Source organism: Candidatus Neomarinimicrobiota bacterium (genome assembly GCA_012964825.1).
GTDB lineage: Bacteria > Fidelibacterota > Marinisomatia > Marinisomatales > S15-B10 > UBA2125.
In genome coordinates this window covers 1-13,227 of record DTTI01000024.1, presented here as the reverse complement: position 1 = coordinate 13,227, position 13,227 = coordinate 1, and the positions used below count along the sequence as shown (strand labels likewise).

14 protein-coding genes are annotated in these 13,227 nt (G+C 46.8%); 8 read left to right on the top strand and 6 right to left on the bottom strand.

From position 1 onward, the window contains the following. Positions 1-77: 77 nt before the first annotated feature. Positions 78-719, bottom strand: a complete 642-nt coding sequence (locus EYO21_01610) for a membrane protein insertion efficiency factor YidD (GenBank protein HIB02506.1) — start codon at positions 717-719, stop codon at positions 78-80. A 50-nt stretch (positions 720-769) separates the two neighbouring features. Between EYO21_01610 and EYO21_01605 the strand changes: the two genes are divergently transcribed. Both EYO21_01605 and EYO21_01600 read left to right on the top strand, forming a co-directional pair. Continuing rightward, the gene (locus EYO21_01605) at positions 770-2,344 is read left to right on the top strand and encodes a LysM peptidoglycan-binding domain-containing protein (GenBank protein HIB02505.1); all 1,575 of its coding nucleotides are present in this window, start codon (positions 770-772) and stop codon (positions 2,342-2,344) included. Positions 2,345-2,353: 9 nt separating this feature from the next. Continuing rightward, positions 2,354-2,713 (top strand): hypothetical protein, encoded by a 360-nt coding sequence (locus EYO21_01600; GenBank protein HIB02504.1) that lies wholly within the window; start codon positions 2,354-2,356, stop codon positions 2,711-2,713. Here EYO21_01600 and EYO21_01595 read toward each other — a convergent pair whose 3' ends face one another. From EYO21_01595 to EYO21_01580, 4 genes are all read right to left on the bottom strand, one after another. Beyond that, on the bottom strand, positions 2,714-5,875 hold the full coding sequence (locus tag EYO21_01595) for a cyclic nucleotide-binding domain-containing protein (protein HIB02503.1): 3,162 nt from the start codon (positions 5,873-5,875) through the stop codon (positions 2,714-2,716). 120 nt (positions 5,876-5,995) lie between these two features. Next, a complete protein-coding gene (locus EYO21_01590) occupies positions 5,996-6,484 on the bottom strand; it encodes a hypothetical protein (protein ID HIB02502.1) in 489 nt (162 codons plus the stop codon). After that, positions 6,481-6,699, bottom strand: coding sequence for a hypothetical protein (locus EYO21_01585; protein HIB02501.1), 219 nt, complete (start codon positions 6,697-6,699; stop codon positions 6,481-6,483). Before EYO21_01585 ends, EYO21_01590 begins: the two co-directional genes overlap by 4 nt. Then, the gene (locus tag EYO21_01580) at positions 6,699-6,968 is read right to left on the bottom strand and encodes a BolA family transcriptional regulator (GenBank protein HIB02500.1); all 270 of its coding nucleotides are present in this window, start codon (positions 6,966-6,968) and stop codon (positions 6,699-6,701) included. The genes EYO21_01585 and EYO21_01580 overlap by 1 nt, the downstream gene beginning before the upstream one ends. A gap of 118 nt (positions 6,969-7,086) precedes the next feature. Here EYO21_01580 and EYO21_01575 point away from each other — a divergent pair, with 118 nt between their 5' ends. Genes EYO21_01575 through EYO21_01550 form a run of 6 tightly spaced genes read left to right on the top strand, consistent with a single transcriptional unit; the run spans position 7,087 to position 12,649 of the window. Continuing rightward, positions 7,087-7,740 (top strand): nitroreductase family protein, encoded by a 654-nt coding sequence (locus EYO21_01575; GenBank protein ID HIB02499.1) that lies wholly within the window; start codon positions 7,087-7,089, stop codon positions 7,738-7,740. Next, positions 7,740-9,407 (top strand): amidase, encoded by a 1,668-nt coding sequence (locus tag EYO21_01570; GenBank protein HIB02498.1) that lies wholly within the window; start codon positions 7,740-7,742, stop codon positions 9,405-9,407. The genes EYO21_01575 and EYO21_01570 overlap by 1 nt, the downstream gene beginning before the upstream one ends. A 27-nt stretch (positions 9,408-9,434) precedes the next feature. Continuing rightward, on the top strand, positions 9,435-10,352 hold the full coding sequence (locus tag EYO21_01565) for an aminotransferase class IV (protein HIB02497.1): 918 nt from the start codon (positions 9,435-9,437) through the stop codon (positions 10,350-10,352). A 19-nt stretch (positions 10,353-10,371) separates the two neighbouring features. Beyond that, entirely contained in the window at positions 10,372-11,085 is a 714-nt protein-coding gene (locus tag EYO21_01560) for an HAD family hydrolase (protein HIB02496.1), read from the top strand. Between the two features lie 3 nt (positions 11,086-11,088). Continuing rightward, positions 11,089-11,532 carry a PaaI family thioesterase gene (locus EYO21_01555; protein HIB02495.1) on the top strand — a complete coding sequence of 148 codons (444 nt, stop codon included), beginning with the start codon at positions 11,089-11,091 and terminating at the stop codon, positions 11,530-11,532. Further along, the gene (locus EYO21_01550) at positions 11,525-12,649 is read left to right on the top strand and encodes a PHP domain-containing protein (GenBank protein ID HIB02494.1); all 1,125 of its coding nucleotides are present in this window, start codon (positions 11,525-11,527) and stop codon (positions 12,647-12,649) included. Before EYO21_01555 ends, EYO21_01550 begins: the two co-directional genes overlap by 8 nt. A gap of 69 nt (positions 12,650-12,718) precedes the next feature. Here the strand turns inward: EYO21_01550 and EYO21_01545 are convergent, their stop codons facing one another. Then, a complete protein-coding gene (locus EYO21_01545) occupies positions 12,719-13,108 on the bottom strand; it encodes a hypothetical protein (protein HIB02493.1) in 390 nt (129 codons plus the stop codon). Positions 13,109-13,227 lie beyond the last annotated feature (119 nt).

The window sequence follows — 13,227 nt, the reverse complement described above, 5'->3', positions numbered from 1 at the left end:
ATTACGAATGCGTTGCTCTACCAACTGAGCTACGGTGGCAGAATTGGCGAGCGAATTTACAGATATTCATTTTGCTCTCAAGGACGATTATTGGCTTCGATAGCTGCCCGGTATGCTCCTATGACCTCGCCCAGATAGAAGGTGGCAGTCAGACCACCGAAAAAAACTGTTCCTGTGGCACTGTTCTTTGTATGGTTTACATAAGTGAGGTTTGCTAGAGCAGTGACTGTCATAAATCCGAAAAGCCCGTCCCAGGTCCTGTTGGCATAAAAACGGCCAAGTCCCGGTGCAACAGTTGAAAGTGCAGATGCGAGGGCGGGTGATTTTTCTCCTGTGGTATCTGAGAATAGTTTAATAGGCACTGGGTTCAATAGTCTGCCATCATTGTGGAACAGGGGTACCTTTACTTTAATGTGATAGTGATAGGCCATGGGATTGCACCGGGCAATCCTGTCTGCTGCCAACGCACTACCAAGGATCACGCCGTGCTGAGCAATGGACTGTGCCCCGTAGTTGCTGCAGCTGGGATAAAATTGGCAATTTAGAGAACCACTTCTATAACTGAGCCGCTGCCAAAGTGAGATGGGTGCAATGGCAATCTTGCTGATCAAAGAGGTGTTCGGGGAGGAAAGAAGTGAATCAGCTGGATGAATAGGCTGGGCGAAACAGACGGTACTGCTTAGAATAAGTATAGAAAAAAATCTCTCCGATAAGGCCATTGCGTGAAAATTACGCTTGAAATAAAGTCCAATTCCACAGATATTCACTAATGATGAGGCATTCCTTTTTTAATCAGCTCTTATTCCTGATTCCATTCATCATCAGTCCGCTTGCTGTTTCAGCTGATACAGAGATTTCAATTCTTTATACGAACAATACGAACGGAGCGTTGGAAAACTGTCTCTGCCCTGGTAAGGCTTACGGTTCTCTTGAAAAACGCGTTCACTACGTTAGAGAATGGCTCAAGGATAATCCCAATTCTCTTCTTCTGGATGCCGGTGATTTTCTCTCACCTACCCGAAATGCATTGAAAGACAGTATCGCCTTCCGCATTTATGAAATGATGGCCTACGATGCCATTGGTCTCGGTGATCAGGAGTTTTTCAAAGGGGCACAGTTTATTAGTGATTTGATGGAGAGTTCATCGTTGCCATTTATTTCAACGAATCTGGAAAAACCGGATTTGGCAGATTTGAAGCGCGAAATTGTTGTAGAGCGGGGTGGCGTCAGGTTTGGTATTCTATCAGTTATTGATTCCGGTGTCTTCCTTTTTTATCCCAAGCGGGTAAAAGACGAAGTGGCTGTGAACGATTTCAGTTCCACCCTTCAGTCTCAGATTGATCAGCTGAAAGAAAAAAGTGATGTTGTGATCCTCCTTTCTCACAACGGCATTGACGCAGACCGCCAGATCGCCCAATCATATACCGGTATCGATGTCATTGTTGGCAGTCACACACAGACGGTCAAGGAGGAGCCGGAAGTGGTGGGAAAGACCATTATCGTCCAAGGTGGTAAGGATGGATATTATGTGGGTCACCTTACTCTTCAGATCGATAATGATAAAAACATTGTTTCCCATGAGGGAGAACTCATCCCTATGGATATCTCCTTAACCAACGAACCTACGGTTGTGGGCATGATCATCGATTACAACCGCATCGGTCGGGAGCGGGCCGGATCAAGAGTGGAGAGGATTGTTCCAGTACCGGCAGAATATTTATCTACTTCTTCAGAAGCCTGTGAGTCTTGTCACTCTTCGGAATATGACAACTGGAAAGTTTCCCGTCACGCGGTATCGCTCAAGACTCTTAAAAGTGAACACAAAGAAAAATCACCGGAGTGCCTGGCCTGCCACACTACAGGTTTTGGCAGAGATGACGGCTACCTCAATTATAACATCACGTCCGGACTCAAAAACGTCAATTGCACGGAATGCCACTACACACCCGCCGGCCATCTGGCTGAGCCTGCCGCCTTTGTAACAGAAAGAATTGAAGAGGCAAATTGTCTCCGTTGTCACGATGAAGATAACAGCCCTAGCTTTGCATTCACTTCGTTTATGGAAAAAAGTAGACATCCTCTCCCGAAGCCTGTCAATGAAAAAGTTAGAGAAACTGAAAAAACGGAAGAGATGTCCTCAGTGGAAAGGGAAATGGTCATTATTAGCGAGGCATTAATTATAATAACCCATACGGTGCGCAAAGGTGATACACTCTGGTCTCTTTCAGAGCGTTACCTTGGCAAAGGGGGTAGATGGAGCGAACTGTATGAATCGAACCGCGAAATGATCTCCGATCCGGATCAGCTGATGGTAGGGGTAGAATTGCGTATTTCTAAACATTAACTTTTTCCTATGGAATCGCTGATTGAACAGTTGACCACTAATCCCGTCATGCTGGCGGTGGTTATAGTACTGGCAATTCTTATCCTTTTCTCCGTTATAAAAAAACTTATCAAGCTGGCGCTGGTAACTGTTGCAATTCTCACACTCTATCTCGGATACCTGGCGTACACAGGTAAGGAAGTACCCACGACACCTGAAGAACTTAAAGAGACAATTCAGGAGAAAATTGAAGAAGGTAAAGAGGTGCTCGACAAAAAGATGAAAGAGATGAATCGCTCTCTCAAGAAAAAGACTTCAGAATTGATGGAGGAAAAAGTGGAGAAGCTGTTTGAGGATACCAGTTCAGTCCATCAAAACAGTAAGCTGTAGCTAAGCGTTGGCCTCTCGCAGACGCTGTGTCAGGATCTTAACGATACCTTGCATGATTTCCATCCTGCTGGCCATAAGGTCATAGAAGTCTTCACCATTAATCTCAAGTAGGGTTGTCTCTTCTGTAGAAGTAACTGAAGCTGACCTCGGTTCCTGATCTAGCAGTGCCATCTCTCCAACAAACTTACCTTTTGAGAGAACGGCCAATTCCTTGTCGCCTTTATGAATTCTTACAGCGCCGTCTATGATAATGAACATGGAGTCGCCTACATCACCCTCTTCAAAGATAGTTTGTTCTGAGTCGTATTCTATTTCCTCGGCAATTTGGGCAACATGTGAAACCTCCTCTCCAGGGATGTCACGGAATAGATCAACACCTTTCATGAAAATGGTTTTTTCAAGAGTAGAGTACATAGATGCCTCCTTAAGTATGAATTCTTCGGTTGGGAAATCCTTCATGGTTTTGAGGGGTGAACTCTCTTCTGCCCACTGCACAGAACAGACTTCACGAATGGTCTGATCCCTTGGGATCTTAGTCCAGTCCATATTTCCATTAGTTATATCACTATTTAACGAGTAGTCCAGCGCGATGGCCGATGTCCAGGGATTTCCTGAATAGAGCCAATGGGCCATTGTTTCGGTGATGTCTGCTTGTTTACTGACAAACTGCTTGCCCTTGGCCACTTTCTCACTTAGATCGGAGTCGTCAAACAGAGGTATGATGAGTTCCCGGGTCTCAATGGATAGCAGGTTGTCGAGAATTTCCAGTACGTTGGATTGGGCACCGCTCTCGCCGGCCGTCAGAGCGTGCATATAAGTTTCAATGGGGCTGTCGGGAAAAGGCAAGAGTGCCAGCTTTAGAATTATTCCCTTACGTTTTGTGACAGTTGTTGATAGGAAATCTTTGATCAGGTATCCTTTTTCGTCATTTTCGAACGTCTGAAAAAGTGTCAGGGCGAAGTAAGTCTCTTCAGCCATTTCTCTTAGAAGTGCGTTACTCCTGTGAATAACTTCTTCAGGCAGGGGTGACTGCCGCGCCAGTTTCAGAAGACTGTCTACAACTTCTCTTGTGAGATCGAGATCATCACTTGAACCTTGTTCAACAATTTTTACCAAATCAGCATGATCCCTGTAGTCACTCAATGTGTGGACTGTTCCAATAAGCTGTGCCTTTGATGTCTCCTCATCATTCATCACATTTCCCAGTTTTTCTGCGACGGTTGATTCATCAAAGGATTTCAGGGCCCGTCTGGCTGCCGGCAGGGTGAGTGGGTCGTCCAGATTCCTAACAAGTGGAGATATGAGGGACTTATCACTTCTTTCTTCTGCCAGTTGAGCGGCTCTGCTTCTCACATCCGGTGAATCATCTTTCAACAGTTTAGCGAGACCCTCATCTGATAAAATATCCGAGATATGACCGACAGAAGACAGAGCGGCCAATTGAGTATCATCATCTTTATCGAAAAGCATTTTGTTAATCGTCTCATTAGCCTGGGTCGAAGAAGTATCTTCCATGAGAATCAGACTTGCCGCCGCGGCAGCTTTTCTTTTTTTACTACTTTCCGAAAGTAGTTCAACCAGTTGTCCCGCTGTGGATGAATTTCGACGGATGCCGCAACTGATCATGGCGCGAGTGGCAAGGCTCTCATCCTCGTGATCGATGAGTGGAGTTATCACCTCATCAGGAATGATATCGGGATGCTTACTGGTCATAACAAGTATCTTGCCTTTTAACATAGGTGAGCCACTCTCAAACAATTCCAGAATGTCTGATTTCCATGGTGCCAGAGGGAGGTCTTGCATGGTATCGAGGGCGAACAGTTTCTGGTGGTCATCGCCCTCGGTCAACGTTTTCCGTATGGTTTCAACAATGACCGGATCTGTAACGTCTATCTCAAGCTCTTCAAAATCGAGTCGTCTTTTTTCGATGGCTTTTCTCAGCTCTGTCACATAACCGGTTTTCAGCTTGAAATTTGCCAACAGCCAGACCGCAAGCATCACTACTGTGGGTATGGAGAGCAACCTGACATCATCAACAAAAAATGATAAACCGATGATAAGCAGACCGGCGAGGCCAGCCGCTCCATTCTTAATTGTCCCGTCTATAAAAGGTTTAGCTTTACTTTTTTCCTGAGGGGAGACGGGCAACCAGAGAAGTTGACTGGACGTATCGTGTATAGTGAACCTGAAGATCGAGTCGCCTGCTTTTGCCAACACGCCTGAAAGAACAACCGGTGCAAGCAATACCATTCCACTTCCTAGAAACAGAGCTGCAGGAAGAAACATGAGGCCCCACAAAACACCAAACTTTGATAGAAATCTTCCTGTTACAAAGAATTGCAAAAAAATGGAGACAAAACCAATGGTACCGTATAAGGTTCCGAAAAGGGCAGCCATTTCCGATTCATTCAAATTTTCACTGACGATGATCTTCATTTGATAGTCAACCAGGGCGCCCACCACGGCCGCTAAGGCTATAGTTAGCGTCATCACTTTCAAATAAGGCGAGGCCAGCATGCCTCCTTTAGTTTTCGTCTCTTTCTTTGGTTTGGCACCTTTAGATGGTGCCGAGGACTCCGTTTCCAAGAAACGGCCGGCGAAGATTGCAGCCACAATGGCGAAACCGATGAACACAGATGTGGCTGGCAACAGGAAATTTGTTCCAAAAGCATCCACTAGGCTTCCCATAGAAAAACCGAACATAGTATTGGCAATGGCAGCACCACTGGCAACGAGACTAAACAGCCGTTTTGCTTCTCTGGCTGTGAAAGCAGAACCGGTCAGTATCCAAAACTGGATCATCATAACAGTGCCTATTACTTCGAACCAGATGTAGAGAACAGGATAAATCCATTCAGCCAACAAAAGTTGAATAACTATGAATGAGGCGGCGCCGATCCCGAATGTTCCGATAATCTGTGGAACGATGGGAATTTTGGCGGATAACTTGGTCATGATGGCGATGGTAATCCCTATCATGAAGGCTGTGAGGATCATCATATGAGGTAGATAGGCAGGGTCGAAACGACTCAGGAAGAAGGTGTCCCGGGCGGTCCTGCCAAACATGAATGAACCCATCATAAAGAAAAAGCAAAGGAAGAAAGGTAGGACCTTCTTTCCTTCGCCGGGCTTCATCTGAAACAGTTTATTCAGGAAGTTCATTATTGTATGAGCGCAGGTGCCAGGGTGTAACTTTGTACAGTCACAGAAAGACTAAATGTTGAGGTCACGATCGTTCAAGTTACCAATAGGTACCCGTAGTCTCAAACGAATGCAAAAGGGTTATTTCTTTTTTTCCAACGCTTCACTCATTTCACGTTTCCACCAGGCGACTTCCTGTGGCGTTAAACTCCGGTCTTTACCGGACTGACTGCTTCCCCGGCGGCGCTTTTTTTTGCTCGATGCGTACAATTCATAAAATTGTTCAGGCTGCATATACCGGCAACCGCTGGCGGTAATCAGGCGCTTTAATCCACCATCATTCGTGACCACGATATTACTTTTTTCCGGAAGCGCTTTCTCAGCGATTACAGTGTCAGCGTCCCGGTTGCTTCCACTGAAGACTACCTTGAGATTACCGTGGCTTTTCGGTATTTCGAATGGTGGATTGCCATCGAAAACGAGGACGATCTTAACATTTCGACTATCGCAGTAATCGGCGCAGTCAGTAATGACCCTCTTCAGGCAAGAAGGGTAATCCCGATCCAGAATCTCCAGATAGGGTGGAATGGAATGGATGGTATTGTGCCCGTCAATGATATAGCGTATCATGACGAACTGGACATGATTAAATAGAGAATAATGATGAGCACTAATAATATCACAAGCCGCACCATCCAGCCCGTTTGCGTGCGAAAAAAGGAGGGGATTGTGTCATCCAGATCATCCATTTGCTGCTTAGTCCGTTGGCTCAACAGATATTTTGAGCCAAAGATGATGAGACCAAACAGCAGGAGAAAGAGACCAAGACGCATAAGAAGGTCCATCAGTCAGAATTGAATTCGCTCGGTGTAAGTGTCTTCATGGAAAAAGCGTGGATAGACCCGCCCATGAGATCACCGAGGGCGTCGTAGACCAATCTGTGCCGTTTCAGAAGAGGAAGATTCTCAAAATCAGCCGAAACGATGAGTGCTGAAAAGTGACCTCCTCCGTACGGGTTGCCGCTGTGACCAGCATGCATTTCGGAATCATCATGAATCTCGAAGTGAGAAACATCAAGACTTGCCCGTATTGTCTTTTCAATCTGAGCTATCATTCCATTACAAGTCTAAAAGGGAAAACAGAAGATTGCAACCGGTCTCCGCATGAAATGGTTGGTGGCGGTAAGTTTCCCACTTATCTTTCATCCTTTTCTGAAATTGGAGATGTCAACTATGCCATTTAAACCGTTACAGTTTACACCATTACCAGATGATGAAATGATCCAACGCTCCTTAACCTTCCGTGAACAGTTAGCCACTCGCCGCAGCGTCCGCCATTTCTCTACGAAGGAAGTGCCTATGGAAGTGATCAGTAATGTGGTCATGACGGCTTCATCGGCCCCTTCCGGTGCCAATAAGGAGCCGTGGACGTTTGTGATTGTGAAGGATTCCAAAATTAAGCGTGATATCAGGATCGCCGCTGAAAAAGAAGAAAAAGCGTTCTACGACCATCGTGCGCCCGAGGAGTGGCTTGCCGACCTGGAACCGCTGGGGACTGACTGGAACAAGCCGTTCCTTGAAGATGCACCCTTTCTTATCGTAGTGTTCAAGAAGATTTATGGTATGGAAGATGATTTACAATTCAAGCATTATTACGTGAACGAATCAGTTGGGATCGCCAGTGGGTTCTTGCTGGCTGCAGTCCATCAGGCGGGACTTGTGGCTCTTACACATACACCGAGCCCCATGGGATTCCTGGCTAATATCTTAAAGAGACCTGACAATGAGAGGGCCTTTCTGCTCATACCGGTAGGATATCCTGCGGAGGATGCTGAGGTTCCTGTTTTGACCAAGAAGACATTTGAAGAAGTAGCGGAGGTATTCTAATGAACAGAGTCAGAGATATTGGGGTGTTTGTTTTAATAGTTGTTGGTTTAGGATTCTGGTTAACTCGGCAGAAAGGTGATGGGGCGCCTTTCAGAATAAGTACCGTTAAGAAGGCCGAAAAACTTTCAGGTCTTCAATTCGGATCAGCTGATAGAAAACTGATGATGGAAGACATTACCAGCAACCTGGAGAGCTATGAGAGCATTCGTGATCTGAAGATTCCAAATTCAGTTCAGCCCTCAATTCAGTTTAATCCGGCACCCATTGGCGCTCAGTTTGACAAGATTAGACGTCCAATACGATGGAGTCCCGTCGGGGAAGTTTCAAGACCGGACAATCTTGAAGAATTGGCATTTGCTTCTGTAGCACAATTGGCTGAGTTGATCCGGACTCGCCAGGTGAACTCAACCGAACTGACAAAAATGTATCTCAGTCGTTTGAAAGAGCACGGGCCCACACTTGAATGTGTTGTAACCCTGACAGAGGATCTCGCCCTTAAACAGGCAGCCCGTGCTGACAGAGAGATTGCTGCTGGAAAGTATCGTGGACCGCTTCACGGCATTCCCTACGGTGCTAAAGACCTCCTGTCTGTTGAGGATTACAGGACGACATGGGGCGCTACTCCATACAAGGATCAGATGATTGATGACAATGCTGCAGTCGTGAAAAGGCTCGAGGAAGCAGGAGCAGTGCTTGTGGCAAAATTGACGCTGGGTGCACTGGCGTGGGGAGATGTCTGGTTTGGCGGAAAGACGAAGAATCCGTGGAATCTTGAGGAGGGATCCAGCGGGTCCTCCGCCGGTTCAGGTTCTGCCACGGCGGCAGGTCTTGTGGCCTTTGCCATTGGGACTGAAACCTGGGGTTCTATTGTTTCACCGTCAACACGGTGTGGTGTGACCGGCCTGAGACCAACATTCGGCAGGGTTAGCCGGGCAGGCGCCATGGCCCTGAGCTGGTCTATGGACAAGATCGGTCCAATGTGTCGCACTGTGGAAGACTGTGCAATGGTATTCAACGCCATTTACGGCCCGGATGGACAAGATCAATCGGTAGTGGATCTTCCTTTCAACTACCGGCCGGGGGTGGATTTCAGCAAACTGCGCTTCGGTTACTTTAAGTCAGCCTTTGATGAAGACTATCCCACAAAGGAAAATGATGAAAAGGTCTTGGATGTGCTTAGGGGGTTGGGTGCAGATCTGGTTCCGTTTGACCTTCCGGATTTCCCTGTTGAGAATCTTTCTTTCATTTTAAGTGCCGAAGCAGCCGCTGCATTTGATGAACTTACTCTATCCAAGGAGGACGCGCTTCTCGTGAGACAGGAGCGTCGGGCATGGCCGAATGTTTTCAGGGCTTCCAGGTTCATCCCTGCTGTGGAATATATTCAGGCGAACCGGGCGAGACATATGCTTCAGCAGGAAATGGCTGAAAAGATGAAAACAGTCGATCTTTATGTAACACCTTCTTTTGGTGGCAATAATTCTTTACTCACCAATCTTACCGGACATCCTTGCGTGGTAGTGCCTAACGGCTTCAAGGAGAATGGGAGTCCAACCAGCATCAGTTTCATCGGTCAGCTTTATGATGAAGGGACGATTCTGGCTGTGGCGAAAGCCTATCAGGACGCTACCGACTGGCACAATCAACATCCCTCAATGTTCATTCCTTAGATTATAAAACGTTCACGAGAGGAAGCGATGGCAACCGGAACACATGAATATGTTGAAGACCCCAGGAATGAGAATGTCCTCATCTATGTGAATGAGGAAATCGTTCCTCGGCCCGATGCGAAGATATCCGTCTTTGACAGTGGATTTTTACTGGGTGACGGCGTCTGGGAAGGAATCCGCCTCCACTACGGAAAGCTGGCTTTTCTGGATGCTCACCTGGACCGACTCTACAGCGGAGCGAAAGATTTGGCCATAGATATAGGTGTGAGCAGAGAGGAAATGACCAAACTCATCCAAAAGACACTGGATGCCAACGGCATGAATGATCACGTCCACATCCGTCTTATCGTTTCGCGCGGTCTCAAGAGAACACCATACCAGCACCCCAATGCGAATGTGGGGGGACCTACTATAGTCATCATCCCAGAGTACAAGATTGCGAGCGAACAGGTTTTGGAACAAGGAATTCGACTCGGCACAGTTTCCATCCGGCGGGGAACTGTTGACACCCAGGATCCCCGTCTCAACACGCTGAGCAAGCTAAACTGTATCTCCGCGTGTATCGAGGCTGACCACCTTGGCTATGATGAAGGACTTATGCTGGATGAGAACGGCAACGTCTCCACATGTAATTCCACCAACTTTTTCATCGCCCGTGATAATGAAGTTTGGACATCTAAGGGTGAATATTGTCTTCCGGGTGTCACCCGGGGAAACATTATCAGGCTTTGCGAGGAGAACGATATACCAGTTTTCCAGAAAGATTTTTTAGTAGAGGAAGTCCACAGTGCAGACGAGGCATTTGTGACGGGGACTTTCGCCGGTGTGATCCCTGTAAGTGAAGTGGATGGGCATGAGCTTTCTGGCGGGAAGCGGGGAGATATGACCGAGCGTCTGCAACAGCTCTATATTGAATTGATTAAACGGGAATGTAATAGTGACTGACAACATTCTTCGGATTGCCATGTGGTCCGGGCCCAGAAACATTTCAACCACCCTCATGCGTTCCTGGGAAAGTCGCGGTGACACTTTTGTCACCGATGAGCCGTTCTATGCTTACTATCTTTCAGCTACCGGTCGGAACCATCCCGGCAAGGAAGAAGTGATTGCTTCGCAACAGACCGATTGGCGCCTGGTGGCAGACTGGCTCACGGACTCTCCACAGAACGGATATTCGGTATGGTATCAGAAGCATATGGCTCAGCATTTTCTACCGGAGATGGAGAAAGAATGGACCTCCGGTCTTATGAACTGTTTTCTCATCAGGGAACCAAGAGAGGTGCTTCTCTCATATACTGCTAAAAGAGAGAATGTATCCTTACCTGAAATCGGCTACTGTCAGCAGTTGGAACTGTTTGAATACGAGAAAGAAAAAACAGGGCAGATTCCGCCAGTTCTGGACTCACGAGACGTGTTGGAAAACCCGAAAAGGATGCTGAGTCTGTTATGTGAAAGGGTGGGTGTAGATTTCTCTGAACGGATGCTCTCCTGGCCGGCAGGGAGGCGCGAGACGGACGGAGTCTGGGCAAAGCACTGGTACGACCGAGTTGAGAAGTCTACCGGCTACCTGCCTTATAAAAAGAAAACTGTTGATTTGCCTGATGAACTCTTACCGCTCTGTAAAGAAGCGACAGAATACTATGAAGTACTAAAGGCAAACAGATTGAAAGGTGATTGAATAATGAGTATCTGGTTCAAGGATTATACAACCGATAAGCACGGCTCGATGGAAATGACCGGGCTTAACAAGCTGATTGGCATTAAGATCACAGAAATAGGTGATGACTATCTGAAAGGGACAATGCCTGTCGATGATCGAACAAAACAGCCCGTAGGGCTTCTTCACGGAGGTGCGAACTGTGTGCTTGCTGAAACGCTTGCCAGTATGGGTGCATATCTGGTTATTGATCCATCAAAAAATAATGCGGTCGGGATTGAGATCAACGCCAACCACATCAGAAGTGCTAAGGAGGGTGAGGTGACAGGTACAGCCCGGCCTATTCACCTGGGAAAGCAGACTCATGTCTGGCAAGTAGAAGTCACAAGGGATGACGGAAAACTTTCATGCGTCAGTAGAGTGACAATGGCTGTGATCGACCGTAAAGAAGGAGGGGAAAATGAATAAGATAAAAAGTTCGGTTCTAATTCTAATAATGTTCCTGACGTTATTGCCAGGACAGACACCGCATAAACACAGCCATGACCGTGTGATTCGTTTCCCCGACGTTCCGGGGTACAAAACGCTCACCTGTGATCTCCATATGCACACTGTTTTTTCTGATGGAGATGTTTGGCCAATTATCCGTGTAGATGAAGCGATCCGGGACGGTCTGGATGTTATCGCCATTACTGAGCATCTGGAATATCAGCCCCACAAAGAGGATATACCCAACCCTGACCGGAACCGGTCACATGTTGTTGCCAGCAAACGGGGCGAAGGGCATGACCTCATCATTCTCAACGGCTCAGAGATAACACGCGAGATGCCGCCTGGGCACTCCAATGCGGTATTTGTAAAAGACGCAAACAAATTACTTCAAGAAGATGCCATGGATGTGTTTCGCGAGGCGAAGCGCCAGGATGCCTTTGTTTTCTGGAATCATCCTAACTGGCTGTCTCAGACGCCGGACGGTATCGTCCCTCTTTCAGATATGCACAAGGATCTCATCAAGAAAAAACTTCTCCATGGTATTGAAGTGGTGAATGACACCACTTACTCTGACGAAGCGGTACAAATTGCGCTGGATTACAATCTCACCATGCTGGGTACGTCTGATATCCACGGCTTGGTGGACTGGCAATACAGAGTACCCCAGGGTGGACATCGTCCTGTTACACTTGTCTTTGCAAAAGAGAAGTCAGCCGAAGCCGTAAAAAAGGCTCTGACTAAGCGACGGACAGTGGTGTGGTTCAACAATCTCCTTATCGGCAGAGAGACAGAGATGATGCCGCTCCTGGAGGCGTCCATTAAGACTGATGCCGCCAGCTACAGAGGTAACAGTGATGTGGCGGAGGTCATTTTAAAGAATTATTCCGATTCGAAGTTTATTCTGAGTAATCGGGGAGAATTCAACTTCCAGGCAAAGGGCGATCTTGTCACCGTGCCGCCGCATTCCACTGTCACCCTGCTGGTTAAGACCCTGAAAAGACTCAGCTCATTTGAGTTAAAATTCGAGGTGATGAACGCCTTGACAGCGCCTCGAACCCACCCGACCATTACTTTTTTTGTTGCGCTTCCCTAGCTTTTCCTGAAAAATAAAAAGCCCCCGGTTGGGGGCTTTTTATTGTCCTAAAAGTTAGCGGGCTATGTTTTAGTCTTCTTTACCTTTTAATGAGACATAATATGCTACCCCAATCATCACGGCCTGAAGACCCAGGGCTGGTAGCGGGGGAGTTACTTCAGGCATCATATAGTGTCTGAGAGCACCTGCGAGGCTCACTGTCATTGCCACAGCGAAGGCAAACAGGATTTTCTTTGCGACAGCTGCTTCAACAGTACGAAGCAGGAGCATAAGAACTCCCATACCAACTATTACACTCGCCATGGCTTCATGCATTAAACTACCCACGACTATACTCTGTTCGTTTATTAATCGTGTTACAAAGGCTCCTTTTACGATTGTCTCACTCATGAAAAATACTGAGGCACCCATAAGTACATTAAGACTACCTAGAACTGTAATGACAAGATTTGGATTCATTTTGACTCCCCTTGTTTTATTAAGATGATAATATCAAACAATCATGAATTATAAAATAAATTTGATTTGTACAAATGAAGAAACTGAAGAAAACCTTACTTCAAAAGCACCATTTTCCG

What these genes read in the sequence shown, in the direction of transcription:
- EYO21_01565 (HIB02497.1), top strand. Translation starts at nt 9,435, where the DNA reads ATGGCAACCGGAACACATGAATATGTTGAAGACCCCAGGAATGAGAAT.
- EYO21_01595 (HIB02503.1), bottom strand. Translation starts at nt 5,875, where the DNA reads ATGAACTTCCTGAATAAACTGTTTCAGATGAAGCCCGGCGAAGGAAAG.
- EYO21_01560 (HIB02496.1), top strand. Translation starts at nt 10,372, where the DNA reads ATGTGGTCCGGGCCCAGAAACATTTCAACCACCCTCATGCGTTCCTGG.
- EYO21_01550 (HIB02494.1), top strand. Translation starts at nt 11,525, where the DNA reads ATGAATAAGATAAAAAGTTCGGTTCTAATTCTAATAATGTTCCTGACG.
- EYO21_01580 (HIB02500.1), bottom strand. Translation starts at nt 6,968, where the DNA reads ATGATAGCTCAGATTGAAAAGACAATACGGGCAAGTCTTGATGTTTCT.
- EYO21_01555 (HIB02495.1), top strand. Translation starts at nt 11,089, where the DNA reads ATGAGTATCTGGTTCAAGGATTATACAACCGATAAGCACGGCTCGATG.
- EYO21_01575 (HIB02499.1), top strand. Translation starts at nt 7,087, where the DNA reads ATGCCATTTAAACCGTTACAGTTTACACCATTACCAGATGATGAAATG.
- EYO21_01605 (HIB02505.1), top strand. Translation starts at nt 770, where the DNA reads ATGATGAGGCATTCCTTTTTTAATCAGCTCTTATTCCTGATTCCATTC.
- EYO21_01610 (HIB02506.1), bottom strand. Translation starts at nt 719, where the DNA reads ATGGCCTTATCGGAGAGATTTTTTTCTATACTTATTCTAAGCAGTACC.
- EYO21_01545 (HIB02493.1), bottom strand. Translation starts at nt 13,108, where the DNA reads ATGAATCCAAATCTTGTCATTACAGTTCTAGGTAGTCTTAATGTACTT.
- EYO21_01590 (HIB02502.1), bottom strand. Translation starts at nt 6,484, where the DNA reads ATGATACGCTATATCATTGACGGGCACAATACCATCCATTCCATTCCA.
- EYO21_01585 (HIB02501.1), bottom strand. Translation starts at nt 6,699, where the DNA reads ATGGACCTTCTTATGCGTCTTGGTCTCTTTCTCCTGCTGTTTGGTCTC.
- EYO21_01570 (HIB02498.1), top strand. Translation starts at nt 7,740, where the DNA reads ATGAACAGAGTCAGAGATATTGGGGTGTTTGTTTTAATAGTTGTTGGT.
- EYO21_01600 (HIB02504.1), top strand. Translation starts at nt 2,354, where the DNA reads ATGGAATCGCTGATTGAACAGTTGACCACTAATCCCGTCATGCTGGCG.